This window comes from Nostocoides jenkinsii Ben 74, assembly GCF_001046875.1.
In the GTDB taxonomy this organism is placed as follows: Bacteria; Actinomycetota; Actinomycetes; order Actinomycetales; family Dermatophilaceae; genus Nostocoides_A; species Nostocoides_A jenkinsii.
The window spans coordinates 1,659,807-1,686,038 of sequence record NZ_HF571038.1 but is presented as its reverse complement, the minus strand read 5'-3'; the positions used below and the strand labels follow the sequence as shown (position 1 = coordinate 1,686,038).

Here is a 26,232-nt window from a genome sequence, read left to right as displayed (position 1 = left end):
CCGCCGAGACCAGGGCGTCCGCGCGGATGAGCGCGCCGCCGTCGCCGGCGAGCCCGGTCAGGGCCCGATCCAGCGCGGCCCGGGCCTCGCCCAGGAGCCGGACCTCGCCGAACACGCGACCGACTTCGAGTTGCCACTCGGCCTCGAGGCCGCGCCCGGTCAACGCCGAGTAGGCCGTCTCGGACTGTTGGAGCGTCCGCATGGCCTCGGGGAGGCGCCCGAGATAGACCAGCGCCTGGGCGCAATTGACCATGATGACGGGGCCGTACATCGACTGTGGGTCGGGCACGAGCGCCTCGGCCGCCCGCAACGAGGCGAGGGCCCGCTCGGGGTCGGTGGCCAGCAGGATCGAGCCGAGGTTGTTCAGGGCCTTCAGCCGCATCAGCGGGTCGAGATCGGCTCGGTCCAGCACGCCTTCGAGCAAGGTCACCGCCGTCGGGAGGTCGCCCGCGTCGTTGGCCAGCAGCGCCGCCGCGATGGCGACGGCAGCATCGAGTTCGCCCAAGTCGCGGGCGGCATCGACGTCGGCACGCGCCTGCGCCACCGCCCCCGTCTCGAAGGCGATCATCGCGCGATTGACCAGCGCGCGCGCCTGCTCGACCCGGGACCCGGCCGAGGTGGCCCGGGCGAGGGCCCGCTCGGCATACGACAAGGCTTGGGAGGAGTGGAGGAGTTCGCGCGCGGCATACGCCAAGGCGTTGAGCACGATGGCGGCGGCCTCGTGGTGGCCGGCGTTTTCGACGGCGGCGAGGAAGACCTCCGCCGCGGGCGTCGCGGTCGCGGGGTTCTCCAGGATCGTGCTTCCCAAGGACCGGGCCTGGGCGATTGAATCGGCATGTATCACAGCGCGAGGTGATGACTCCTTTGTCATAACACCGCCCTCGAGAACGGGAACCGAACGGAGAAATCATGGCGCACGAGGACCCGCAGCAACAGAGGGAACTCTTGGCGGGCGCAATTGGCCCGGATTATCGCGAACTCGAAGAGTCTTTCGCCTCGGCGCCAGGTCGTGGGCGGGAGTCATATGTACGATTGTCCCGCTACGCCGAGTACGTGCGCGAGGCGGCGGCCGGGAACTCGCTCGACCCGGCGTCCGCCGGCCCATCCATCGACGTCATCGGGCCCGGCGTCCGAGCCGTGGTGACGGGCACCGTGATTGCCGTGACCGAGCAACTCCCGCGCGTCGCGGATTGGCTTGCCGGCTTCGGCTCCTCGATCGTAAGTCAGGATGACGACCCCGATCTGGGGATCAGTCGCCTGGGCGTGGACCCCTTCGACGCCGACTCCTTGTATGCCGCGCTGCGCGACATGCGCGCGAACCCCGCCGGTGGGGAGCCGCCCCTGGAGATCAGTTTCGACGACGTCACCTATACCGCGATCACGTTCAAACCTGTTCGGCCCCAAGGGAATGCGGATCCGGCCGTCCGGGTCGACTTCGCGCTCAACCGGGCCGATGTCGTCGCGTCGCGCAAGGATCGAGGACTCCCGGTGGGGGAGGGCGTCGTCGTCGGCGTCATCGACGGGGGCTTCGAGCGCGAGGGGGTGGCCCGCACCGATGGGTGGGGCGACAACGTCATCGACCCGCCCGACGGGCGGCCCCCGCTGGACCCGATGCAGCCCGGCGTCTTTGCGCCTGGGGCCGGCCACGGGACCTTTGTCACGGGGTGCGTCCTGCGGCATGCGCCGGAGGCGACGATCCGGCAGTACCGCGCGGTCGACGCGTGGGGGTTCGGCAGCTCCTGGCGTCTGAAGGACTGCATCAAACAGGCCGTCCAGGACGGCTGCCAGGTCATCAACATCTCGTTGGGCTTCGAGGATCCCGATCTGATCGGCTCGCCCGCCATCTCGGCCGCGCTGCACGCCGTGCCGAGTTCTGTGGTCGTGGTGGCGGCCGCTGGCAACTCCGGCACGGCGATCCCGATGCTGCCGGCCTCGCACACGAGGGCGGTCGGCGTCGGGGGCTTGAAGGGTGATCTCAACCCGGTGGCCTGGTCCAACTACGGCCCGTGGGTGGATTTCAGTGCCGTGGCCATGCCGGTCGTGAGCCTGTATGTCGAGGACATCACCGACCCGCAGCAGGACCCCTGGGGCATGTGGGCGGGCACGTCTTTCGCCGCGCCCAAGGTGGCCGGGGAACTCGCCGGATTCGTCGGGGAGGGGGCCGCGCCGAGCGACGCGCTGGATCGACTACGGGCCCGCTCGGCCCGGCCGTTCCCCAGCCCGGATTACGGCTACGTGCTCGATCTCGATGACGACGACGCGGCGGCATACGTGCTCGCGTTCCCACCGCAATGAGCGACGCCGACCTCACGAGCATCGTCGAGCGGGCGCGCGACGGCGATCCTCAGGCGTGGAACGAACTCGTGACGCGCTTCGCGCGCTTGGTGTATGCCGTGGCCTTGCGTTGCCGCCTCAGCCACGCCGACGCCGCGGATGTGAGTCAGACGGTGTGGTTGCGATTGGCGGAGAATCTCGGCCGGATCCACGATCCGGAGCGGGTCGGGGCATGGTTGGTGACGACCACTAAGCGGGAGTGTCTGGCCCTCATCCGGGCTCGGTCCCGGTATGAACCGGTCGACATCACCGTCGCCGACATCGCCTCCGACGACGCTCGGCCGGGGGATGAGCTGCTGCGGCAGGAGACCATCCTGGAGGTCGCCGAGGCCTTCGCGCTGCTGAGTGAGCGCTGCCGAGAACTGTTGCGGCGGTTGGTAGTCGAGTCCGAGAGCTACCAGCACATCTCCGCCGAGCTGGCCATTCCGGTCGGGTCGATCGGGCCCACGCGCATCCGTTGTCTTGCCACCCTCCGCAAGCACCTCGAGGAGTCAGCCGATGTCCACTAATGACGAACTTTATGGAGAGGGCGACCGTCAGCTGATCGCCATCCTGGCGGCCCTGGTCCAGGACGAAGAGTCCACCCCACAAGCGGTGCTCGAGGCGGCGTCGGCGATCCATGACTGGGTGGACGTCGATGCGCGGCTGGCTGAGCTGACTGCGGACCCGGTGCTGACCCGAGGGGATGAGTCGGCGTTGGCGTTCGCGGTGGGCAGCATCCGGCTGCGGGTCGAAATCGAGCCGGCCGGGTATCGGCGGCGCCGGCTCGTGCTGGTCGCACACGATGAGGACACAGTGGAGGCGGCCGAGGTGATCTCGGCGCAGTTCCCCAACGGCCAGGTGATCCCGGTCGCGCCGGACCGGTTCGGTGAGCGGATCACCCAGGTCCCCGCCGGGACGGTGCGCATGATCGCGGTGTTCCCCTCGGGGGTCGTGTGTAGCCCCTGGTTCACGGTCTGAGCCCACCCTCGAACTTGAGCCCACCCTCGAACTTGAGCACGCCTTAGAAACTTGAGCACGTCGTCCACGGCGTGCTCAAGAACTTAAGGCGTGCTCACGTTCGCGAGGGGCGCCGGCGGAGGCGCCTGGCGGGGGGCGGCGGCGGACGGGGCGGCGTGGGAGTGATCGTCGCTGCGTCGTATGGTGCGCCGCCCGCCAGCGCTCCAGGGGTGGTCACGGGGTGCTTCTGCGGCGAAGTCGGTTCGGAAAGTGCAACGAATTTCCGATTAGACCCTGGTGGATTCTCTCGAACAGGAGTATTATTGAAGAATGACCACGGCACCCCTTGAACCCGAGTTCCCCACCTGGGTGGGTCCTGGGTATGTGCTGGAGCGTGGCGTGCCGGAGGGGGCCGAGATCACGGAGGTGTCGCCGGAGTCGGAGGCCGCGGTTGAGGCGTGGCTTGACGATGGTTGAGGCGTGGCTTGACGATTTGGAGGCCGATATAGCGGCGCAAATCGCGGCGGAGGGCTCGTCTCCGATTGTGCTGATGCGGGGCCGCCGCCTGAGCCAGGGTGTTGGTCCTGCCGAGGCGATTCAGTCCGTGGGCGCGGCCGAGGCGGCTGTCACGCCGGTGGGTGTGGATGGGCCGGCGGGGGTCGCTAGGCGGCTCATCCTGCTCCTGCACTACGGGATCGACTGGTCAGGGGGGTGGGTGGCCGGCTACCGCAAGACCTACTGGGACCAAGTGCTGCCCGATCGGCTGATCGTGGCCACCTACCGGGCCGACACCCTGCGGCGGTGGTGGAGCGAGGTGGCCGCCGAGCTGGAGTCCCAACCCCGGAACAGCGCCGAACGCGAAGAGGTCGAAGCGCTCCTGCGGGCCGAGGCGGCGCCGGTGATGGAGACGATCCGGACAGAGACCGAGGCCCTTCTGCTGCGGACCCGGATCACCACCGACGCCGTCCGCGCGGCCCGCGCCTGATGGTTTACCCAGGGCGGCCTGTCCGCGATCCGCTCCCGCAGTTCATCGGCACCGCCATCACCCGACAGACCCCCGAGCAACGCCAAGCCCTGATCGCCTTCGCGAAAGAGCAGTACGAAAACGGGGCCTCCCTACGAGAGATCGCTGAGCAGACCGCCCGCACGCAGTCGGCCATTCGACGGGCCCTCAGTTCGCCCCGACCGGCGAGAGGGTGGACGACGAGGTCGTGACCCGCCGTCCCCCTCAGGTCTGGGCGCCTGACCGCCGGGCGGTCACCGCGGGACGGGCGGCAGGTCCCACTCGTCGTCCGGGGTCCGCAGGACGGCGCGGGCGACGAGGGCGTAGCCGAGGGTCGTGGCGCCCCAGCCGAGGACGACGTCGAGCATCCGGCTGGGGACGACGACAGCCGAGACCACGTGAACCGGTTGGGCCACGGCGATGACGAGCCCGACCCACAGCGGCACGATGCGCGCCCGGACGACGGCGACGGCGACGAGCACCATCCCGACGAGGTGGCCGAGGACGAAGGACAGGGCGCCGGCGAGCATGACCGGGGTGTCCATGAGGAGCTGGGCGGTGGCGGCCACCGAGGCCTCGTCGTCGCCGCGCCCGAGCAGCGCGGTGACCAAGATGTCCGGGGCGCTGACGGCGCTGCCGAGGGCGTAGGCGCCGAACAGGACCGCAGCCCCCCAGGTCGCGATGACCGGTGCGCGGCGTCGGGCGACGAACCCCATGGCCAAGGCGCTGAGGAGCAGGAACGGGGTGACGACGAGCGAGAGCCAGTTCATCGCCGCACCCCGGCCGGGGTCGGCCGCGAAGCCGGCGACCATCTGGGCGGGGGCGTCGTCGGTCCAGTAGGGCATGACGAGTCGGATGACGGTGACGCCGAGCGGGCCGGCGACGAGGGCGAGGGCGGCGACCCGGCGCCAGGTGCGGCGCAGGTCGCGGGTGTCGCGAGCGTCGGTCGTCGCGCTCTGCGTGAGGTGGTCGGTGGTGGTCACGATCGTGCTCCTGACGGTGTGCGGATGAGGACTCCACCGTCACCGTCGGGCCGGGGTGGGCGCGTCGGGGCAGGTACGCGACCTGGTGTCGGTACCAGCACGGATGACGCGGCGCGGACCGCCGCCCTAGCATGAGCCATGCCTTGGGCGAGACGGACGACCTTCCTGCTGTGGGGGGTCTCCGTCGCGCTCCTCGCCCTGACGGTGGTCGCGGTGCGCGACCTCGCCGAGCCGGCCGGGACCTGGATCGTCGGCGGCACCGTGCTGGCCTCCCTCGTCCCCTTCGCCGCGGGCTGGCTGGCGACCCGGCACGACCCGGCCAACTGGGTGGGCACGTGGCTGACGGCCGCGGGGACGAACATCCTTCTCCAGATGGCGCACGGCAACTGGGCCGACGCGCTGGCCGCGGCACCCAGCGACCTCCCGGGAAGCGCCGCCCTCCTCAACCTGACCCAGGGCGTCTGGATGGGCTGGTTCGTCCCGTTCGCGATGGTGCTGCTGCTCTTCCCCGACGGCCGCCCCGCCGACCGGCGGGCTCGCCGGACGGTGGTCGCCCTGCTCGGGTCGGTCGTCGCGTTCAACGCCCTGCTCGCCGTCGCCCCGGGGCCGCTCATGCCCCCGCTGGAGGACTGGCCCCGCCCGTTCGGCGTGCACTGGGTCGGGTACGGCTCGATCCCTGCGTTGCTCGTGTTCTACGGCTCGCTCGTCATGGCCGCCCTCGCGACGAGGCGCCGGTACCGCGCCGCCTCCGACGAGGTCGCCCGGGCCCGCCTGCGGTGGATGTTCCTGACCTGCCTCACCGTGCCCGCGACGATCCTGCTGTGCTGGACGGGCTACCTCCTCACCGGCACTCCCGTGGTGGCGCTCGGCGGGCTCATCGCGATGAACTTCGCCATCCCGGCTGCCACGCTCGTCGCGATGCTCCGGCACGAGCTGTACGACGTCGACCGGGCCGTCGTCGCTGCGACCGTCTACCCCCTCCTCGCCTTCGGGGTCGTGGCCGCGCACGCCGGGCTCTCCGCCGCCCTGGCCCTGGCGCTGGGGGCCGGGTCCACCGTCCCCGCGGTGCTGGCCACCGTGGTCGTCGTCGTCCTGCTGCTCCCCGCCCGCGCGCTGCTCCTGCGCGTGCTCGGCGCCCGCCTCCACCCGCGCCGGGCCCGCGGGGTCGACGCCCTGCGCGTGCTCGTCGGCGAGGTGCACGCGGGCACGGCGCAACCGGAGCGTCTCGAGCCCGTGCTGCAGGAGGCGCTGCGAGATCCCGGGCTGCGCGTCGGGTACCGGCGGCCCGGTCGACCGATGCCGGTCGACGTCGACGGCGAGCCCGTCCCCGGTGACGGCGTCCCGATCCGGCTCTCCGGCAGCGACATCGGCGTCATCGTCCCCGGACCGGGACACCCGCGCGTCCCGGCCGACGTCGCGCGCGAGGCCGCGTTGCTCGCGGAGTCGGTCCGGCTGCGCGGCGAGCTGTCCCAGGCCCTCGTCGAGGTCGACGCGAGCCGCGAGCGCCTCCTGCGGGCCGGGTACGAGGAGCGGCGCCGGCTCGAGATGGACCTGCACGACGGGGCCCAACAACGGCTCGTGTCCCTGGGGATGCGGCTGCGCGTCGCCCAGCACCAGGTCGCCAGCGGCGGCTCGGTCGCCCTCGACCCCCTCGTCGACGACGCCGTGGAGGAGCTCGCGCTCGCCGTCCGCGAGCTGCGCGAGATCGCCCACGGCCTGCGGCCCAGCTGCCTCGACGACGGGCTCGGCCCCGCCCTCGAGAGCCTGAGCCGGTCCAGTGCGCTGCCGCTGCACGTGTCGTACAGCGGTGGCGACCTCCCCGACCACGTCAGCGTCACCGCCTACTACGTCGCCAGTGAAGGCGTCACCAACGCCGTCAAGCACTCCGGCGCCCGCAGCGTCGCGCTCGACGTCCGGCGCACCGACGACGGGCTCCACGTCGCCGTGCACGACGACGGTGCCGGCGGAGCCCGGATCGCGGGAGGGACGGGGCTGGCCATGCTGCATGACCGCGTCCGCGCCCTCGGCGGACGTCTCAGCGTCACCGACCGCCAGCCCGCGGGCACCTCCCTCGTCGCGGTGATCCCGTGCGGATCGTGATCGGCGAGGACTCGGCCCTCTTCCGGGCCGGGCTGCGGTCCCTGCTCACCGAGGTCGGGCACGACGTCGTCGCCGACACCCCCGACGCACCGTCGACGCTGGCGGCTGTCCTCGAGCACCGTCCGGACCTCGCGATCCTCGACATCCGGATGCCACCGGACCACGCCGACGACGGCGCCCGGCTCGCGGCGCACATCCGCACCGAGCTCCCCGACACCGGAGTCCTGCTCCTGTCCCAGCACGTCGAGTCACGCCTGTCCGTCGACCTCGTCGCCGCAGGCCACTTCGGCTACCTCCTCAAGGACCGCGTGCTCGACGTCGGCGACTTCACGGCCGCCCTCGAACGGGTCGCCACGGGTGGGTCCGCCCTCGACCCCGAGGTGGTCGCCCGCCTCATGGTCGGCGGCAGCACAGCCCTCACCCCCTTGACGACCCGCGAGCGTGAGGTCCTCGCCCTCATGGCCGAGGGCCTGACCAACTCCGGCATCGCCGCGCGCCTCGTCCTCACCGACCGCACCGTAGAGACCCACGTCAGCCGCATCCTCCACAAGCTCGGCCTCGGCGAGACCACCACCAACGAGCACCGCCGCGTCCTCGCCGTCCTGCGCTACCTCGAGTCCCACCGAAACCTTGCCAACAACTGAGTCCAGCGCACACCGCTGGTCCCTCGACTCGACGTGGGTAGGGGGAACGCGGCGGCGTTGTCCAACGGTGCGGCGGCGTCGCCACCGCTGATCGCGGACGCATGACACGCCGGACCCCAGTGCAAAGGGGAAGGGTTGGCTCGTGCGGCCGCCGAAGGCAGTGGTGACCTGACCCGAAACAACCGGCGAAGCCGCGGACAGGGTCGTGAGCCAGCCGACGCACGGTCGGATGGCTCACGAGTCGACAGCAGCACGGGGTGGCGGCCTCGACGTCATGAAGGCTCTTTCGCCTGTCGAAGAGCCTGTGCGCTTGCAAGCCCGGCGTCCCGTGCTTTGACGATGGCAGATGCGCGGTCGGTGACCTGAAGCTTGGTGAAGATGTTTGAGACGTGGTTGCGCACCGTCTTGAGGTTGATCTGCAACTCATGGGCGATCGCGGCGTTCCCCTTGCCCACGGCGATCAGGGCAAGGACCTCGCGCTCCCGTTGGGTGAGCGACGGGAACGCAGGGCTGCGCGCCTGGCCATCGCGAGTCAGGCGCGCAATCACCCCACTCGCGACCGCCGGGCCGAAGATCACCTCGCCCGCCGCGGCCGCGCGGACGGCGCGTTCGATCTCGTCCTGCTCGGCGCCCTTGAGGAGGTAGCCGCGGGCCCCGGCGCGCATGGCCGCGATCACCGACTCACCGTCCTCGAACATGGTGAGGACGACGACGGCCGGAACCGGGTCGTGTTGCACGAGCCTGCGCGTCGCTTCGATGCCGTCCAGGTCAGGCATCCGAAGATCCATGAGGACCACGTCGGGAGAGAGCTGAGCACCGAGCTCGACGGCTTCGGCGCCGGTCGCTGCGCGCCCGACGACCTCGACGTCGTCCACGTCGTCGAGCATCAGCTCGAGTCCGCGCCGGAAGGCGGGGTGGTCATCGGCGAGAAGAAGGCGGATCACGCGGTCACCATCCCCTCGCCGGGCGGCGGACTCGGCACCCGTCCGGGCAACAGCGCCCGCACGACGAGTCCGCCGGTCTTCGGGTCGGTGGCAAAACGGCACGTTCCACCGAGCTCCATCGCACGATCGCACATCGACTGCCAGCCAACCCCGGGCTGCGCATCCATGGGAGCCTGCCCGTCATCGGAAACGACCACCTCGATGTCCTGGCCCGCGACGATTACCGAGACCTGGCACCAGCGGGCCCCTGAGTGACGTACGACGTTGGTCATGGCCTCCGAGGCAATCCTGAACGCTGCGCTCTCCACGGCGGCAGGCAGCTCGGGCAGGACCGCAGGACCGTGGACATCGATGACGACGTCTCCCGACAGACGCAGCGCTCTTTGTCGGATGGCCCCCAGGAGCCCGACTTCGTCGAGCGCGGGTGGACGCAGGTCGTCGACGATCCGGCGGACCTCGGCGATGGCCTCCCGCACCTCTGCGCGTGCTTCCGCGAGCAGCGCTGCGCGCTCGCCCGTGTTGGTGCGTGACTCGGCCGCGTTGAGCGTCAGCACGACAGCGGCCAAGGAGGGGCCGACCCCGTCGTGGAGGTCGCGTCGGAGCCTTCGACGTTCCTCCTCGCGGGCAGTGACGATGCGCGAACGCGAGATCCTCACGTCAGCGTGCTCTCGGTCAGCACGGACGAGCACGGCCGCGTAGCGGGCGAGGTCCTCGAGGAGCGCTATCTCCCCCTCGCCGAGGCGACGATCCGCCGGACGGCGGACGACGAGGTAACCGAGGACCTGACCCCGATGCTGCAGCGCCACGGACAAGTCGCCGCGGTCACGGGACGCGCGATCATCGATCCGCACCGGCGAGATACGCATGACCTCGGCCACGACCTCCGTGATGGCTCCGGTGAGGGCCTCCGGAGGAAGCGAGCCGGAGCGCTGCGCAAGAAGACGCAGGGCGCGCTGCGGGTCGGATCGATACCCGTAAACCTTCCGATCCACCCTTCGCCGCAGCCGGGAGAAGACAGGATGGACCGTCACCGCGACGACGGCGACAGCCACGAGACCCCCGACGGTCCGGTCGCCGCCCAGTCGTCTCACCCCCTCGAGCAGCGCCGCGTACAGGAGGAGGACACCCCCGACCATGACGGAGTAGGTGACCGTGCGGCTCAGAACGACACGGATGTCGAAGAGCCGGTGCCGAAGGATGGCCACCCCGATCGCCAAGGGCACCGAGAGGACCCCGACGGCCAGAGCCGAGTCAGCCAGCCACGAGATGTTCCCCAGCACAAGCCGGTTGAGCCAGCCGACGACGAGGCTGACCGGCATCGCGACTGCGCCCCAGACAAGCCAGAGAAGCCTGGTGCGCGAATCGTCCTCGACATGGCCCAACCGGCGGGCCACCCACGTCGCGGCCCCGGCCACCAACAGCCCGACCGCGACCAAGCCCCCACCACCGAGCACGGCCGAGACTGGCTGGGGCAAGGTGGGCAGCGGCGGCGCGACCCCTGGGTGGTCCGCCCCGAAGGACGCAGCGTCGCCCACTGCCCCGAGCACGAACGCCCCCGTCCCTACCGCGCAGGTCACGACCCACGTGCGCCACCGGCCCGACGGGAACCTCCCGTCGGGGAGAAGGTAGACCGCCAAGGCCAACCACGCGAAAAGCAGGACCCAGAAGCCTTGCACCAGCTGGTCCGCGACCAGTCGGGAGGTGCCGGCCAGCGCACTCGACGACCCGATGCCGACAGCCGCCACCGACAGCCCGTGGGCGACGAGGAGAAGGCCGACGACCCGGTGCGGGCTTCGGGTCGCGACGAGCACACCGATCAGCACCGGCAGTCCGGCCGCAAAGACCACCACCGCAGCACCCATCGAACCAGTGTGGCCTCCTGACCACCTGCGCGTCCCACACCCGGGACGAGTTCCCGACTCCTCCGGGACTTCTGCCTCATGAACCCGGACGGGCAGAACCCCCACATTCACTACCACGCGGCACCGTGCCGCCCCGCACCCGAGGAGTGGTCATGCCTGTCACCCGTTTCGAACGACTCGTTCCCTGGACCGGAGCCCTCGCCGGCCTGTGCTGGATCGGTCACGGCTCCCTCCAATCGGTGAGCGACGGCGACGAACCTTCGTCGACCTCCACCGCGGTCATCGAGTCCCACCTGCTCCGCAACCACGCGTCCGTCGCGTGCCTCGTCGTCATGGGCATCTGCCTGCTCTTCTTCGCCACCGCGGTACGCAACCTCCTGCGGTCCGCCGAACCTTCGGAGGCGACCTGGTCGAGCGTGGCGTACGCAGGCTGGATCGTCGTCACCGCGAGCCTGAGCCAACTGGTGGCGTGGAACTGGGCCCTGTTGAACGGGGCCGCCGGGTCGACTGACGACGAGGCTGTTCGCATTCTCGGCTACGGCCACTTCTTCGGATGGGCCGGTTTGGGCATCGGGCTCGCGACCGCGCTCGTGGCCATGGGTCTGGGTGGGCTGCGCGGCGCCGTCCTCCCGCGCTGGTTCGCGGTGACAAGCGTCGTCTTCGGGGTCCTCGGCGCCCTCGGCAACGCCGGGATCCCGCCGGGCGGACTCGTCACCTACCTCCTCCTGCCCTTCTGGCTCCTCGCGGCGGCCGTCATCATCGCCAGGCAGCAGCGCGGCCCCGCGGGACGGGTGGCCGACGACACCCCTGAACTGAGCGGAGCCACCGGGTGAAGGCGACGTGAGCTGAGCCGCGGCGCAATCACGGGTACACCGCCAGAGGCGCAGTTGCCGGAGGGCACATCAGGTCGGCCGAAGCACGTCAAGTCTTTCACTCCCCAGCCCGCTGCACAATGCCCCCGCAGCACCGAGTGCACCAGCAGCGATTCGGCCACTTGACCACACCGAGCAGGTTGGTCCCGGTGGGGGTGAGCGGGCGGCGCAGGTCATATTCGGTGAGCCCGTCGAGCTTCCACAGGATCGCCTCGTTGAGGGTCTGCAGGCGCTTGATCATGTCCGCCCCGAGGCGGTCAACCGCGGCAGGCTCGGCGGGGGACGTATGAGGATCGGTCATGCCCGCGACGCTAGCTCAGCCGCGGTGCCCAGCGCGGAAACGCCCCCTAATAGTCGCCGGCATCGTGACGCAAGTCGTCAAGCTGCCCGAGCAGCACTTCAACACCTGCCGGCCCCAACCCGGGCTGGCTGAACACGTCCCGGTTGAGCACCTCGGTGGCCTTCTCCGCCAGTTCCCGGCCCGCGTCGGTCAGTGTCACGATGGTCGCGCGGCGGTCCTGGGCGTGCGGCGAGCGGCGGACATAGTCAGCGGCTTCGAGCCGGTCCACCGCATTCGTCACGCTCGTCTGGTGCACCTGCAATCTGGCGCCGATAAGCGACATCGGCAGCGAGCCGCGCCGGGAGAACGACAGCAGCATGAGCACCTCGTAGCGGGCAAAGGTGATCCCCAGCGGTCGCAGCGCGACCTCCACCCGCCGCGACACGATCGCCTGGGCCCGCATCAGGGAGGTGATCGCGGCCATCCCCGGCGCCGCGTCGACCCACCCGTGCTCGACCCACCGTCGCCGGGCCTCGGCGATCGGGTCGATCGCGTCGGGAGGGGGCGGCATACGGTCGAGTCTAGGAGGGGCGGAGCCTCAGGACTGGCGGAGGCCGCGTCGCCGCCACAGAGCGGCCGCGCACACTCCCGCCCCGGCCACCGCCCCCACTGAGGCGCCGAGTCCACCGGCAAACCAGCGCCCGGCCAGTGGCAGCGCGCCCCCACAGACGAGGGACGTCACAGCGGCGACTGCCCAGGCGGGAGAGAACGGATAGATGCCCATTCGCAGGCGGAACTCGATGAGGGGAGCGATGTTCTTGAAGCAGATCGTGGCCGCCCACCCAATCGCCGCCCCGAGGGCGCCGAGTCGCGGAATCAGCAGCAGGTCGACCCCGACCATGATGATCAGCCCGGCGATGTTGTAGGACACCAGGCTCCGCGCGCGACCGGCGACATTGAGCATGACCTCGACCGTGCCGATGCCGGTCGAGACCATCATCGCGAAGACCAGCACGGCGACGACGTCCGGCGCCTGCGCGTACCCCGATCCAAAGACCTTCAGCCACCACGGCGCCAGCACCGCGATGACCAGCAGGAACGGCCACGCGAGCCACACCAGCCAGGTCGTCCCCGTCTTGTAGAGCCGCCCGATCGCTGCTGGCCCCTCCGACGCGGACGCCTTCGCCAGGCCGGGCTCGAAGGCTGTGCTGATCGACTGCTGGATCAACTGCGCCACAACCACAAAGCGCGTCGCCGCCGTATACAAGGCCGCCGCCGCCGGCCCCGTCAGGGCCGCGAGCAACACGACGTCCAAGCGCGCGAACAGCACCTGCGAGAACGCGATGAACGTCCGGGCCCACAAGAACGAGCGGAACTCGGCTACTTCCTCGGGACCGACCTCTGAACCGACTTCCGCACGCCCCTCTGCCGCCCGAACCCCTGCCGCCCGAACCCGTGCCGCCTGCGCCCGTGCCGTATGCCGCCCCCGCGGCCGCCGCAGCCACGGCGTCGCCCGGATGGCCACCAGGAAAGCCGGGAGGTAGGGCAGGACCCAGGCAAGCCCCATACCCAGGACGGTCGGCCACCAGAGGATGGCGGCCCCCGAGAGCAGGAGTTGCGATGCGGGCCGCCCGATCCGTTCGATCGCCACCGTCGGGCGCATGTCGTGATGGCCGCGCGAGATCGACAGGATCGCATCGAGCAGGACCGCAAACGGCAAAGTGAGACCGAGCGCGATCACCAGCGGGGTCGCCTCCCCCACCAGGCTGTCCGGGGCGTACTTCACTGCCCACCCCGCCGCGCCCAGCGTGATCACCACGACCCCGGCGACGAGCGGCGCGATGACCCGGACCGCGATCGAGAGGAAGCGCCGGCTGCGCGCGCCGTCCTCGTCGGGGGTCCGGGCGACGAACAGGACGAGCGCGGTCGGCGAGCCCAGCCGCAGAATCGTCGCGGCGATCAGGAACGCCGAGGTCAGCGTGAAGACCACGCCGGCGGCGTCCTGGGACGCCAGGCCCCGGGTCGTGGCCATGGCCACCCCGAGCTGGCAGATCGTGGTCACTCCGGCGCCGAAGAGGTTGAGCATGCTCCCGCGCCGAAGCGCGCGCATCGACCCGCCCTTGGGCTCGGTCACCAGCCCTCCGCCACCCACGTCGGCTCGGTGCCGAGCCAGCGCGTCAGGGCGGCGTCGTGCGGCGCGAAGTGCGCACGCAACTTCCGGGCGAGGCCGGGATCCAGCGGCAGCCGAGGACGGGCGTTGTGCTGCTCGACCTTCGTCGGCACCCGCGTCGTCACGCCGAGGAACCCGAGAACCTCATCGAGCACCGGTAGCGGCTCGCGGAAGAAGCGGTGCGAGTCCACCACGTGGATCCGCTCGCGCCCGAGGAGGTGTCCGGCGTGGGCGAGCTGCGCGGCATACTCCCCGCGGCTGCGATAGGCCTGATGTCGGTGAGCCTTCGACTCGTATGCCGCGTCCGCCACGATCCGCTCCACCTCGCTGGCGAGGCGGCTCTCCTCCAGTTCCAGGGCCCGCGCGAACGGCTCGCTCTCGTAGCCGCGGGCGTGGGCGTGGGAGGAGTAGGCGCGCTCCACCGGGTCGCGGACGAGCACGAGAAGCCGGATGTCGGGCAGGTCGGTGGCGATCCGATCCAGGGCCTGCGGATGGAAGAGGTCATAGGGGCTCGACTCGAAGGCGTGCGCAACGTCCCCGCCGTGGCGCGTGCTCGCCCGCGCGAGTTGCCGGCACAAGGGGAAATGGCTGCGATACCAACGGAGGTCGCGCTCGCCATAGGCCATGTCGAAGTAGTGCACGCCCTTGCGCCAGGTCGGCCGAAAGAGCGTGGGTTGCTGGCGCAGCGCCTGATACATCGAGGTCGTGCCGCAGCGCTGACCCCCCGCGATCAAGAATCCCGGCAGCACTCGGGCATCGGCGCTCGCCCTCCCGACGACATCGGCGCCCGCGACCAGCGCCGCCCGGCCACGCTCACTGCCGCGCGCCCGCACCGCCTTCGCGGCGCCCGCCAGGCCCCCTCCCGACTGGCCTGTGCCCATCAGCCCACCCCTCTCGTGATCCGCTCAACGACCCCAGGCCACCGATCATCCAGCCACCCACCGACAGCCCCCCGTCAGGCCTTCGTCATGAGCAACGACATCCGCCCATCCGTGTCGGTGGTCATCCCGACCATGGACCGGCCCGACTTGCTGCGCCGGGCGATCCGCTCGGCGTTGATCCAGGAGTATCAGGGTCCGCTTGAGGTCGTCGTGGTCTACGACGGCGTTGCTCCGGACCCGCGGCTCGTGGACGAGTTCGACAGAAATACATGGACGTCCTAGTATTTTAGTGTCCGCCTCCCCGACGTCGCTGGAGCGCCCCATGACCGAGAAGCCCGCCCTCCACGTTCCGGTCAACCCGGTCCGCTTCGTCACCGCCGCGAGCCTGTTTGACGGCCACGATGCCGCGATCAACGTCATGCGCCGGCTGCTGCAGTCCCAGGGGGCCGAGGTCATCCACCTCGGGCACGACCGCAGCGTCGCCGAGATCGTGACGGCCGCCCTCCAAGAGGACGGGCAGGGGATCGCGGTCAGCTCCTATCAGGGCGGGCACGTCGAGTACTTCACCTATCTGGCCGAGGAGTTGGCGGCCCTCGGCGCCGGACATATCAAGGTCTATGGCGGCGGTGGCGGGGTCATCGTGCCGAGCGAGATCGCGGCCCTCGCGGCCGTCGGGGTGCACATCTTCAGCCCCCAGGACGGCCAGCGCCTCGGCCTGCCGGGGATGATCAACGAACTCATCCGCGAATGCGACACCAACCTGGCCGCCGAGCCCGCAGCCGTCGACGCCCTGCTGAGCGGGGACGAGCGGGCGTTGGCGCGCACCATCACCGTGCTGGAGGCGAGCACCGATGCCGACCTCGTCGGGCAGTTGCGCACCGCGGCCGCCGGGCGCTCGGTGCCGGTCCTCGGGATCACCGGCACCGGCGGCTCCGGCAAGTCGTCGCTGACCGACGAACTCTTGCGCAGGCTGCGGCGCGACTCTCAAGACAAGGTCCGCGCCGCAGTGATCGCCATCGACCCGACCCGGCGCAAGGGCGGCGGCGCGCTGCTCGGCGACCGCATCCGGATGAACGCCATCGAGCCCGGCGTGGTCTACTTCCGCTCCGTCGCGACCCGCAGCGCCGGGGGCGTCGTCCCGGCCAACCTCGACGCGATGGTCGACGCGGCTAAGGTCGCGGGCTTCGACCTGGTCATCATCGAGACGCCCGGCATCGGCCAGGGTGACGCCGCGATCACCGACCACGCCGATGTCTCGCTCTATGTGATGACCCCGGAGTTCGGCGCCGCGAGCCAGTTGGAAAAGATCGACATGCTCGACTTCGCCGACGTCGTGGCCATCAACAAGTTCGAGCGCCGGGGCGCCGAGGACGCCCGCCGCGACGTCGCCCGGCAACTCGTGCGCAACCGGCTGGCGTTCGGCACGGCGTGGGAGGACATGCCGGTCTTCGGGACCAGCGCCGCCCGCTTCGACGACGACGGTGTCACCGCGCTCTATCAGCACCTCAAGTCGGCCCTTGTTGCCAAGGGGCTCGAGCCGTTCGAGGGCCTGCTGCCGACGCCCGAGACGAAGGTCTCCAGCAGCCTGACCTCGGTCCTGCCGAAGGGGCGCGAGCGCTATCTCGCCGAGATCGCGACGTCCGTGCGCGACTATCACCAGGTCACCGCCGACCAGTCGGCCAAGGCGCGCACCCGACAGCAACTCGCCGCCGCCCGGGACCTGGTTGCCACCCGTGACGAGGCCGCCGCCGCCGTGGTCGGCGACCTCGCGACGGAAGCCGCCGCGGCGCTCGACCCGACCACGACGCACCTGTTGGCGGCGTGGCCGGCGACGCGCGCGGCATACACCGGAGAAGAGCAGGTATATGTGGTGCGCGGCAAGGAGATCCGCACCCTCTTGGTCAAGACGACCCTGTCCGGCAATGCCGTCAACCGGGTGGCGCTGCCGCGGTTCACCGACGACGGCGAGATTGTGCGCTTCCTGCGCGCGGAGAATCTCCCCGGGTTCTTTCCGTTCACCGCCGGCGTGTTCCCGTTCAAGCGCACGGGGGAGGCGCCGGCCCGGATGTTCGCCGGGGAAGGTGACCCGGCGCGCACCAACCGCCGCTTCCACCTGCTCTCCGCCGGGCAGCCCGCCACCCGGCTGTCGACGGCATTCGACTCCGTCACCTTGTATGGCCGTGACCCCGAGCTCCGTCCGGACGTCTACGGGAAGGTGGGCACCTCCGGGGTGAGCGTCGCCACCCTCGATGACGTCAAGGTCCTGTATGGCGGTTTCGACCTCTGCTCGCCGACGACCAGCGTCTCGATGACGATCAACGGGCCGGCCCCCTCGATCCTGGCGATGTTCCTCAACACCGCGATCGACCAGCAACTCGACGCCTTCCGTGAGGAGGAGGGGCGCGAGCCGGACGAGGCCGAGGCGGAAGAGATCCGGGCCCGGGCGCTGTCGACCGTGCGGGGGACCGTGCAGGCCGACATCCTCAAGGAAGACCAGGGGCAGAACACCTGCATCTTCTCCACCGAGTTCTCGCTACGCGCGATGGCCGACATCCAGGAGTGGTTCATCGCGCACGACGTGCGCAACTTCTATTCGGTGTCGATCAGCGGCTACCACATCGCCGAGGCCGGGGCCAACCCGATCAGCCAGCTGGCGTTCACGCTCGCCAATGGCTTCACCTATGTCGAGGCCTATCTCGCCCGCGGTATGGCGATCGACGACTTCGCCCCCAACCTCTCCTTCTTCTTCTCCAATGGGATGGACGCGGAGTACTCCGTGATCGGGCGGGTGGCGCGGCGCATCTGGGCGGTCGCGATGCGGGATCGGTATGGCGCGGGCGAGCGCGCCCAGAAGCTGAAGTATCACGTCCAGACCTCGGGCCGGTCCCTGCACGCGCAGGAGATGGACTTCAACGACATCCGCACGACGCTGCAGGCCCTATGCGCGCTCTATGACAACGCAAACTCGTTGCACACCAACGCTTTTGACGAGGCGATCACGACGCCGACGGCCCACAGCGTGCGGCGAGCACTCGCCATACAACTGATCATCGACCAGGAATGGGGCCTGTCGATGAACGAGAACCCGCTGCAAGGGTCGTTCATCATCGACGAGCTGACCGACCTGGTCGAGGAGGCGGTGCTGGTCGAGTTCGAGCGCATCGCCGAGCGCGGTGGTGTGCTGGGCGCGATGGAGACGGGCTATCAGCGGGGCAAGATCCAGGACGAGTCCTTGCTGTATGAGCAGCGCAAGCACGACGGCTCCCTGCCGCTCATCGGCGTCAACACCTTCTTGTCCGACGACCACAGCCATGACGCTCACGACATCGAACTGGCCCGGGGGACCGAGGCCGAGAAGCAGTCGCAGCTGACTCGGCTGGCGGCCTTCCATGAGGCCCACCGGGAGGAGGCTCCGGCGGCCCTGGAGCGGCTGAAAGAGGTCGCGACCACCGGCGGCAATCTCTTCGCCGAGTTGATGTCGACGGTTCGGGTGGCCAGCCTGGGCCAGATCAGCGAGGCGTTCTTCGAGGTGGGTGGCCAGTACCGCCGCAACGTCTGAGGTGGCCGGTGTCGGGGATGCGTTGTCCTTGATTTCGGGGACTAAGAGCCAGGCGGCCCGGCGGATAGTTTCATTGCGTGCTGGCGGTCGAAGTCGGAAAGGCCTCCCACGTCGGGCGCATTCGACGGGCCAATGAGGACGCGCTGTTCGTCGGGAGCCGCCTCTTTGTGGTCGCTGACGGGATGGGCGGGCACGCCGCTGGCGCGATTGCCAGCCGCACGGCGTTAGAAGTTCTGGCTGGACTTGACCGGGCACCGGTGACGTGTGACGCGTTGCGTTCTCAGGTCGTCGAGGCCAACCGAGCCGTCGTCGCCTACGGGCGAACCCATCCCGAAGGCCTCGGCCTCGGCACGACCCTTGCGGGCATCGCGCTGATCGCCGAGGACGAGGAGGAGCACTGGGCCGTCTTTCATGTCGGGGACTCGCGCGTCTACGAGGTGCGGGACAGCGTCGTTCGTCAGCTGACTGTCGATCATTCGGAAGTGCAGGAACTCATCTCGGCGGGCCTGCTGACACTCGAGGAGGCGCGGGAGCATCCATCGCGACATATCGTCACGCGGGCCATCGGCGAGTGGCCGACACCGGCACTCGACCTGCTGGTGGTCCCCGCCGTGGTCGGTCAGCGGTGGCTCATCACTAGCGATGGGCTGACCAGCGAAGTCACGGACGATCTGATCTCGGCCGCCCTGATCGGAGGCAACTCCGCCACGGAGACTGCCGTGGAACTCGTGCGCGCTGCCCTGGCGGCCGGGGGCCGCGACAACATCACCGTCGTCGTCGTCGACGTCCTGACCTCGATGGCAACCGCCGAGGCTACCCAGTCCAGCACCCTCCGCCGTTCTCAAAGCGAGGTTTCATCATGAACTCCACGACCTGGCAGGTTTCCTACGAGACGGGAGACGGGTGGCTCGTCAGCCGCTCCGGCGTCGTCGTCCTATTGGCCGCCGATGTCGACCTCTCCGTGGCGCTTGCGTGTTACGAGCGCTTGGCCTCCGAGAGTCCGCTGGAGGAGGTCCTGGCACAGTTCCTTGACCGAGGCTTGTATGCCGCACCGCAATTCGCCGTGCTTCGCTGGGGGGAGCAGGACGAAGCGCCACGTCTCGTCCTGCACGGCGGCCTGCGAGCCACGGTCTCCTCGGACGGTTCGTCCCAGGTGATCGAGGAAGCCCGAGGGGTCGCCGATCGTGACCTGGTCGGAGCGGAGGTCGTTCGGATCAGTTCCGCCGTGACGACTGACCGCAGCGACGGGCTTCCTCTCGTCGACGGAATAGCCCGGGCTGGCGGGGTCAATATCTCGGCCACGGCCGGTGAGGGAGGTGGGGACCCGGGCCTCGAGGAGTCCGCGCCAGTTGGCATCGCCAACCCGACGGATGCCGATGAGGTGACAGCCGATGGGGGGACAGCGGAGGAGGTGGAGGAGGACGTCTTCGACGAGGTAGCCGAGGATGTGGACGATGTAGCCGAGGATGTGACTGACGACGAGGTGACTGCCGATGAGGTGATTGCTGATGAGGTAATCCCCGTCCGCACGACACTTCCCGCCGAGGAGGATCGCGAGCCCAGCCTGACGTCGGAGATCGAGGACATCGCGCTGATGACGTCGGCCGTCACGGTCGGGGATCCATCCCCCGCTTTGCCACCCGCGATAGAGGTCGACTCCTTCTCGTGGGACCTGGATTGGCCGGACGTCGATGACCGTTCACCGTCGACCGAGGCTACCGACCCCGCCCCGCTCGTCGAGCAGGCCCCGATCATCGATCCAGCCCCGCCTTTCGAGCCGGACGTATGGGGATTATCCGGCGACAGTGAGACGACGACAGACCCCGAACCTCACCGAGATGTCATTAATGTGGTCCCCGTCAACAGCGGCTCGGTGGGGAGTCTTGGCGACGATCCTGGTGTGGGCGAGGTCGACCCCTATGGCTTGACGACGATCGCGTCCTTTGACGATGGCGCGGTTCCCCGCCCGTCGGTCGACGACTTGGATGTCACGGTCGCCCGGTTCGGGATGTCGGACTCCGCGGCACCGGCTGCGCCGAAGGTCATGGCGTCACGGTGCCCACGCGGACACCTCACCCTCGCATTTCAGGCGCACTGCCGTGTATGCGGCGACGTCGTTCCGCCCCAAGAGGCAGTCGAAGTGCCACGACCCGTGCTTGGACGGTTGAACTCCTCAACCGGGCAGAGCGTGGATCTCGACCGAGAGATCTACGTCGGACGAGCGCCTCGGGTTCCTGCCGACTTCCACGGGGAGACGCCGCACCTGATGCCCGTCATAGACCCCACCAACGAGGTCTCCAGCCAGCACCTACAGGTGAGCCTGGACCACTGGATGGTGTCGGTCACTGACATCGGCTCGACCAACGGCACGGAAGTCTTGCACCTGGACGGCCAGCGTGTCGCGCTCACGCCCGGGGTCCCCGTCGCCATCGATCCGGGTTGCACGGTGATTCTGGCCAAGACGGTGAGCCTGCTCTATGAGGCCACTTCGTGAGATCCGCACCGACGGCACCCTCGATCGCCGGCCATCAGTTCGTGAGGTTGATCAGCGGTCGCGGCGGGTTCGGTGACGTCTATCTTTATCGCGAGCTGGCGCTTGATCGCGATGTGGCGATCAAGGTCATCCGTGACCCCTCGCTGGATGCCAACTCGCGGGCCAAGTTCGAGGCTGAGGCCAAGGCGATGGCGGCCCTGGAGCACCCCAATGTGGTCAGGATCTACGCCATCGGGCAAACCCGCGAGGGCCATCCCTACATCTCCATGATGTTCTGTCCGAGCCCGACCATGGCCGAGCGGTCCGTCGGCGGTCGATTGCCCCTGCACGACGTTCTCACCATCGGCGTAGTCGTCGCCAGCGCGGTCGAGAGTGCGCATCGGGCCGGGGTCATTCACCGCGACCTCAAACCAGCCAACATTTTGACGATGCCGGGTGGGGCACCCGGCCTGACTGACTTCGGCGTGGCCGCCTCCCTGGAGGCGGACGCCGATGACGACGATGCCGGTGTGTCGATCCCCTGGTCGCCACCGGAGATGCTCTTCACCATGACGCGCGGATCGCGCGCGACCGACGTCTATTCGCTGACCGCGACCATCTGGCACCTGCTGGTCGGTCGATCCCCCTTCGAGGTGTTGTCCGGGGACAACACCCGCATGTCGTTGATGACGCGCATCCGCGACGCTGCCCCGCCGCCGACCGGTCGAGCCGATGTGCCGGCCTCTCTCGAACGCATCCTGCGACGGGGATTGGCGAAGGAGCCGGCGATGCGCCCGCAGACGGCTGCCGAACTCGGTCGGTCCCTGCAGGCGGTCCAGAACGAGCTACGGCTTTCCGTGTCGCCGTTCGTCGTTTTGGAAAATAGCGGTGGTCAGCCCTTAGGTCCGATCTTGGAACCAACTACCACCGCGGACTCCACCCGGCGACGTCGAGCCCCCCAGGACGGCCCGGCCGCGTCGTCCAGCTCCGAGATCATCCATGTCGACCCCATTGGCCGAACCGGGGACGACACCTCGGGGCGGATCAAACCGGGGGACCTGGAAGGCATCACTGGCAAGAGCAGACCGCGGAGTCGGCCGGCCGGGTCGCCCGACCGCACCGTCGGCACCGGAACTCTGGTTGCCGGTGCCGCACTGATTACGGCCGCCGCATTAGGGCTGGGGTATGTGGCCTTCGGTCGCGGGAGCGGGTCGGAGCCCCGTGGCCGGTCGACGACAACTGCAGGAAGCGATCAGGGAATCCCTCCGGCACCGGGACGACCGCGCGTCACGTGGGAGAAACAAGGCTCGAAGAACCATTTCGTCTGGGACTACGACTACGGCGATCCGGGCGACTCTTACCGATGGACGCTCACGACGACCTCCGGCGCCGGCCCGCCAGAAACCACCACCGGAACCTCAGCTGACCCTGTCCTCAACGTCCCGTGGGTCAAGGGAAGGTTGGTTTGCCTCACCGTGGAAGTCGTGCCCGCCGACCTCCGGGCAGTGCCCCAATCAAGGTCGGCGCCCGTCTGTTCCGAATGACCCCAAATCAGGGGACAGGCGCCGGCCCGTGTCGCTCCATACGATGCCAGCAGCCGAACGCTGGAGGGTGAATCGATGAGGCGGGGCCGCACGAAAGCAGCGGCCGTTGTGGTCGGCGGCGCGCTCGCGCTCGCCGGCGTCACCGGTCTCGCGGTTGTCGCCGACGGCATTCCCGTGCGGAGCGTGGCGGGCGTCGATTCGGGCGTGTGGGTCACGCGCAGTGCCGTTGGACAGTTCGGGCGACAGAACAAAACGGCGCGGGCTTTGGACGCAGGCTTCTATGCCGACTCGGCAGGCCAGGAACACTACGACCTCGATGTCGTCCAGGACGGCGACACCGTCGTCACGTATGACCGTGCCAGGGGGCGCCTCACACCGGTGGACACCCAACTCGCTCTGCCCCTCCCTGCCGACGTGGCGCAAGTTGCCATCGGGGCCATCGTGAAGATTGGCGGCGGCACGCTGGCCACCTTGGATCCGGCTACGGGAGAGATCCGCGCCTTGCGCTATACGGCCGACGACCCCATCGTCTCCCTCAACGCTCTCTCCGCACCACCGCTCGCCACGATCGGCAAAGGGAAGTCCGACTCGGCGGATCTGGTGGTGACCCAATCAGGCACGATCCTCGCCGTCGACCACCTCGGGGGGCGGGTCGCTGTCCCGGTCGATGACTCCGGAGAATTTGCCAAGCCGGTCGTGAGCCGGACCACGGCGGTCGCTCATCCTCGGCTCGGCGCCGTTGGCGATCACGTGGTGCTGGTGGATCCGGATCGGCAGACAGTGCAGATCGACGACGGTGCCCCGGCGCGTTTCGACGGCGCCGACGCGCGCCCGCAGCAGGCCGGCCCGGATCGGCCGTCCGCGCTGGTGGCAACGACGACTGGCTTGGTGTCGATCAGTCTCAGCGGTGGCGCACCGCAGTCGTCCTTTCGGCAGGCTGTCGGGGCGCCCACCGCACCCCTTGTTGCCGACGGCTGCGCGTATGCCGCGTGGGCGGGTAGCCCGGCCACCGTCGTCCAGGGGTGTGGCCAGAACCGTCCGGCACGCCTCGCCGCGCCGGACGAACCCACCCTCCAGCCGGTGTTCCGCGCCAACCGGGGCTTCGTCGTTCTCAACGACCAGGACTCCGGCCAGATTTACGACCCGACGACTGAGCGGGCGGTCGAGGACTGGACCAATCTCATTCCCCCGCGCGGCCGGGACGAAAACAGTCACAATCCGGAGCAGGCTGACCTCAAGGCCAAACCGGAGCCCGCGCCCGACACTCTTGAGGGGGTTCGCCCGGGCGAAGCCGCGTCGATCCACGTGCTGGACAACGACGCCGACCCGAGTGGCGGAGTTCTGTCCGTCACGGATGTCCAGCCGCGGCAGGGGACGGGCTGGGCCGCGACGATCGCGCCGGACGGCCAATCGGTCACGGTGTCGACGGATGCAAAGGCGCGAGTCCCCAAACTGACGTACACGGTCAGCAACGGTCGTCCCAAGGGCACGGCCAAGTCGACGATCGTCGTTCGGCGGGTAGCCAAGGGAAATCGCGTGCCTCGACCGGCGGCGAACCTCAAGCCGCGCGTTTGGTCAATGGCCGCGGGATCGAGTCTGGTGATCCCGATCGTGTCGGACTGGCGCGACGATGACGGCGATCCGCTCGCGGTGACCGCGCCAAAGGTTCGAGGACCGGGAACCGCTCGATTGACGCCTGACGGGGCGGGGGTAGAGGTGGCTGCGCAGCCGGACAGTTCGGGAACGCTCTCGGTGTCCATGCGCGTGGCGGACGATCGGGGCAAGTCCACCAGCCACACGGTTCAGGTCTCGGTCGTCGCGAGCGACGGGCAAAGCACCGTCGCCCCCACGGCAGTGCCGGATGCGGTGCGCGCGGTGACGAAGGGCGAGATCACCATCGCCCCACTCGTCAACGACATTCCCGGTGTCGATCCGAGGAATCCCGATGCTCCGTTGGCATTGCAGGCGGATGTCGTCGCGGAGAATCGCGAGCAGGCAGCCGCGGCGCGACTTGAGATAAAGACAGACCTAGCCACCGGGCTCGTGCGCTTCACCGCCGCGTCGGCCGGGACCTACCTGCTGTCCTACACTGCGGGCATCGGTTCCGCAGCCCCCGCCGTGGGTCGTATTCGCGTCGACGTTGCGGAGCCTCCCAAGGACGTGCAGCCGCCGATCGCGACCGCTGATGTCGTGATGGTTCATGGTCAGTCGCCGGCCTTTAGCGATGTGCTGGCCAACGACGTCGACCTAGGCGGTGCCCTCCTGTCGGTGCAGTCGGTCGACGTCGGCGGCGAGCCGATCCAGGCCTCCATCGTGGGCGGGCGGTGGCTGCGGGTTGTCCCGACCGGGACACGCGAGCGATCGTCGACAATCCGCTACGTCGTCACCAACGGCACGAAGCGGGCTACCGCCAGCCTGACTGTCGTGATGAGCCCCGCCATGGCCCAGGATTTGCCGATCACAGCTCCGGACAAGGTGACGGTTCGCGCTGGGGATTCGGTGCGCATCGCCGCACTGGAGAACGACCGAACCCCAGGCGGTGCTCCGTTGACACTGCTTGCCGCGATCGACGGCGCCCCGAAGCCGGGTCAACTTATGGTGACGAATCCGGCCGAGCCAACGAGCACCGACGTCGGTGATGCCTACGTCGTGGGGTCGAGCATCCAGTACAACGCCCCAAAGGCACCTCCCACGGGCGGACGGGTCGTGGTCGATTATGTCGCGCAGACGCCGACCGGAGATCGTGCCGGTGGGCGGGTGCTTGTGGAGATCACCCCTGCCCCCACCAAGGAACTCGAAAACCACAATCCGAGCCCCTCTTTGGTTGAGGCCAGGACCAATGCCGGGGAGACGATCACGATCCCCATGCCGTCGTGGGGTCAGGACCCCGACGGTGACTCTGTCGTCGTCGCCGGGCTTGCGTCGCCACCAACGCTCGGCCGAGTTCTCGGGTTCAGCCCCAACGCGGTGACCTACCAGGCCTATCCCGAGGGTGGCCGCTCGGGAACGGACCGGTTCCGGATCGCGGTCGCCGATCGATTCGGCGGTGTGGGCCTCGCGGATGTCGCCGTCGGCGTCTTGGACCCCCAGGCGCCCGCCCCGGCCGTCACGATCCCGGACTCGCTCATTGCCGCCCCCGGCGCGCAGGTCACCATGCCACTCGTCGAGAACGATCTCGTCGCACGCGGAGATCCCGTCGTCGTGCAGCCCCTGACCGAGACAAACGCTGCCCTCCCGGCGGGCGTCAGTCTCGACAAGAGCGGTCGCACTTTGCTGGCCACCGCCCCCGCCGACAAAGCCCTTCCCCTGACCATTTCGTATGGCGTGGCGGGACTCGCGGGGAAGTCCACTCTGGCGACCGCCACTATTCGCAGCGTCAAGGGATACCAGAACCCGCCGCGTGTGTATGACGTCGTGGCCAAGGGGGCCGACCCGAGCAGGGCCGAGGCCACCGTGGACCTGCTGGAACGGGCATACGACCCGGATGGCAACTCAGCGAAGTTGTCGGTGACCGTCGCCGATCCGACGGTCAAGCTCTCGGGATCGCGAGCGACCGTCACCTTTTCCGCGACGCCGCAGGCCATTCCCTTTGTGGTCTCCGATGAGGCGGGTGCTCGGTCCGCAGGCATGCTGTATGTTCCCGC

23 protein-coding genes are annotated in these 26,232 nt (G+C 69.3%); 15 read left to right on the top strand and 8 right to left on the bottom strand.

The window, feature by feature from the left end:
- The coding region (locus BN13_RS07840; RefSeq protein ID WP_162199931.1) for a tetratricopeptide repeat protein at positions 1 to 808 on the bottom strand (808 nt) is incomplete at its 3' end.
- Between the two features lie 101 nt (positions 809 to 909).
- Here BN13_RS07840 and BN13_RS07835 point away from each other — a divergent pair.
- The 6 genes from BN13_RS07835 (at position 910) to BN13_RS20905 (ending at position 4,488) form a co-directional block, all read left to right on the top strand.
- Positions 910 to 2,295: a S8/S53 family peptidase gene (locus tag BN13_RS07835; RefSeq protein ID WP_048545808.1), complete on the top strand. Its 1,386-nt coding sequence runs from the start codon at positions 910 to 912 to the stop codon at positions 2,293 to 2,295.
- A complete protein-coding gene (locus BN13_RS07830; RefSeq protein WP_048545807.1) occupies positions 2,292 to 2,843 on the top strand; it encodes an RNA polymerase sigma factor in 552 nt (183 codons plus the stop codon). The genes BN13_RS07835 and BN13_RS07830 overlap by 4 nt, the downstream gene beginning before the upstream one ends.
- Positions 2,833 to 3,294: a hypothetical protein gene (locus tag BN13_RS07825; protein WP_048545806.1), complete on the top strand. Its 462-nt coding sequence runs from the start codon at positions 2,833 to 2,835 to the stop codon at positions 3,292 to 3,294. The genes BN13_RS07830 and BN13_RS07825 overlap by 11 nt, the downstream gene beginning before the upstream one ends.
- A gap of 309 nt (positions 3,295 to 3,603) precedes the next feature.
- Positions 3,604 to 3,750 (top strand): hypothetical protein, encoded by a 147-nt coding sequence (locus BN13_RS19205; protein ID WP_157038501.1) that lies wholly within the window; start codon positions 3,604 to 3,606, stop codon positions 3,748 to 3,750.
- Positions 3,743 to 4,258 (top strand): hypothetical protein, encoded by a 516-nt coding sequence (locus BN13_RS07820; RefSeq protein WP_235434140.1) that lies wholly within the window; start codon positions 3,743 to 3,745, stop codon positions 4,256 to 4,258. Before BN13_RS19205 ends, BN13_RS07820 begins: the two co-directional genes overlap by 8 nt.
- The gene (locus tag BN13_RS20905; RefSeq protein WP_048545805.1) at positions 4,258 to 4,488 is read left to right on the top strand and encodes a helix-turn-helix domain-containing protein; all 231 of its coding nucleotides are present in this window, start codon (positions 4,258 to 4,260) and stop codon (positions 4,486 to 4,488) included. The genes BN13_RS07820 and BN13_RS20905 overlap by 1 nt, the downstream gene beginning before the upstream one ends.
- 42 nt (positions 4,489 to 4,530) lie before the next feature.
- Here the strand turns inward: BN13_RS20905 and BN13_RS07810 are convergent, their stop codons facing one another.
- The gene (locus BN13_RS07810; protein ID WP_048545804.1) at positions 4,531 to 5,259 is read right to left on the bottom strand and encodes a hypothetical protein; all 729 of its coding nucleotides are present in this window, start codon (positions 5,257 to 5,259) and stop codon (positions 4,531 to 4,533) included.
- Positions 5,260 to 5,397: 138 nt separating this feature from the next.
- Here BN13_RS07810 and BN13_RS07805 point away from each other — a divergent pair, with 138 nt between their 5' ends.
- Positions 5,398 to 7,359, top strand: coding sequence for a sensor histidine kinase (locus BN13_RS07805; RefSeq protein ID WP_048545803.1), 1,962 nt, complete (start codon positions 5,398 to 5,400; stop codon positions 7,357 to 7,359).
- Positions 7,347 to 8,003 carry a response regulator gene (locus BN13_RS07800; RefSeq protein WP_048545802.1) on the top strand — a complete coding sequence of 219 codons (657 nt, stop codon included), beginning with the start codon at positions 7,347 to 7,349 and terminating at the stop codon, positions 8,001 to 8,003. The genes BN13_RS07805 and BN13_RS07800 overlap by 13 nt, the downstream gene beginning before the upstream one ends.
- Before the next feature lie 272 nt (positions 8,004 to 8,275).
- Here the strand turns inward: BN13_RS07800 and BN13_RS07795 are convergent, their stop codons facing one another.
- Together BN13_RS07795 and BN13_RS07790 are read right to left on the bottom strand one after the other, a co-directional pair.
- Positions 8,276 to 8,947, bottom strand: a complete 672-nt coding sequence (locus BN13_RS07795) for a response regulator (RefSeq protein ID WP_201329065.1) — start codon at positions 8,945 to 8,947, stop codon at positions 8,276 to 8,278.
- Positions 8,944 to 10,809, bottom strand: coding sequence for a sensor histidine kinase (locus BN13_RS07790; protein WP_048545800.1), 1,866 nt, complete (start codon positions 10,807 to 10,809; stop codon positions 8,944 to 8,946). Before BN13_RS07790 ends, BN13_RS07795 begins: the two co-directional genes overlap by 4 nt.
- A gap of 152 nt (positions 10,810 to 10,961) precedes the next feature.
- On the opposite strand from BN13_RS07790, the gene BN13_RS07785 reads away from it, so the two are divergent.
- The gene (locus tag BN13_RS07785) at positions 10,962 to 11,642 is read left to right on the top strand and encodes a hypothetical protein (RefSeq protein ID WP_048545797.1); all 681 of its coding nucleotides are present in this window, start codon (positions 10,962 to 10,964) and stop codon (positions 11,640 to 11,642) included.
- A gap of 97 nt (positions 11,643 to 11,739) precedes the next feature.
- Here the strand turns inward: BN13_RS07785 and BN13_RS20755 are convergent, their stop codons facing one another.
- The 4 genes from BN13_RS20755 to BN13_RS07765 are packed head-to-tail and all read right to left on the bottom strand — an operon-like array spanning position 11,740 to position 15,012.
- Positions 11,740 to 11,982, bottom strand: a complete 243-nt coding sequence (locus tag BN13_RS20755) for a mycothiol transferase (RefSeq protein WP_048545795.1) — start codon at positions 11,980 to 11,982, stop codon at positions 11,740 to 11,742.
- Between the two features lie 46 nt (positions 11,983 to 12,028).
- On the bottom strand, positions 12,029 to 12,532 hold the full coding sequence (locus BN13_RS07775; protein ID WP_048545793.1) for a MarR family winged helix-turn-helix transcriptional regulator: 504 nt from the start codon (positions 12,530 to 12,532) through the stop codon (positions 12,029 to 12,031).
- A 27-nt stretch (positions 12,533 to 12,559) separates the two neighbouring features.
- Positions 12,560 to 14,095 (bottom strand): lipopolysaccharide biosynthesis protein, encoded by a 1,536-nt coding sequence (locus BN13_RS07770; protein WP_157038500.1) that lies wholly within the window; start codon positions 14,093 to 14,095, stop codon positions 12,560 to 12,562.
- The gene (locus BN13_RS07765; RefSeq protein ID WP_084733635.1) at positions 14,092 to 15,012 is read right to left on the bottom strand and encodes a sulfotransferase; all 921 of its coding nucleotides are present in this window, start codon (positions 15,010 to 15,012) and stop codon (positions 14,092 to 14,094) included. The genes BN13_RS07770 and BN13_RS07765 overlap by 4 nt, the downstream gene beginning before the upstream one ends.
- 87 nt (positions 15,013 to 15,099) lie before the next feature.
- On the opposite strand from BN13_RS07765, the gene BN13_RS07760 reads away from it, so the two are divergent.
- The 6 genes from BN13_RS07760 to BN13_RS07735 form a co-directional block, all read left to right on the top strand.
- Positions 15,100 to 15,294 (top strand): glycosyltransferase family 2 protein, encoded by a 195-nt coding sequence (locus tag BN13_RS07760; RefSeq protein ID WP_048545787.1) that lies wholly within the window; start codon positions 15,100 to 15,102, stop codon positions 15,292 to 15,294.
- 40 nt (positions 15,295 to 15,334) lie between these two features.
- Complete coding sequence (gene icmF, locus BN13_RS07755) at positions 15,335 to 18,571, top strand: fused isobutyryl-CoA mutase/GTPase IcmF (protein ID WP_048545785.1); 3,237 nt, start codon at positions 15,335 to 15,337, stop codon at positions 18,569 to 18,571.
- Positions 18,572 to 18,648: 77 nt separating this feature from the next.
- Complete coding sequence (locus tag BN13_RS07750; RefSeq protein ID WP_084733634.1) at positions 18,649 to 19,434, top strand: PP2C family protein-serine/threonine phosphatase; 786 nt, start codon at positions 18,649 to 18,651, stop codon at positions 19,432 to 19,434.
- The gene (locus BN13_RS07745; RefSeq protein ID WP_048545783.1) at positions 19,431 to 21,065 is read left to right on the top strand and encodes an FHA domain-containing protein; all 1,635 of its coding nucleotides are present in this window, start codon (positions 19,431 to 19,433) and stop codon (positions 21,063 to 21,065) included. The genes BN13_RS07750 and BN13_RS07745 overlap by 4 nt, the downstream gene beginning before the upstream one ends.
- Positions 21,062 to 22,588: a serine/threonine-protein kinase gene (locus tag BN13_RS07740; RefSeq protein WP_048545780.1), complete on the top strand. Its 1,527-nt coding sequence runs from the start codon at positions 21,062 to 21,064 to the stop codon at positions 22,586 to 22,588. Before BN13_RS07745 ends, BN13_RS07740 begins: the two co-directional genes overlap by 4 nt.
- A 75-nt stretch (positions 22,589 to 22,663) precedes the next feature.
- Positions 22,664 to 26,232, top strand: a 3,569-nt coding sequence (locus BN13_RS07735; RefSeq protein ID WP_407667847.1) for an Ig-like domain-containing protein, incomplete at its 3' end; no start/stop codon positions are given.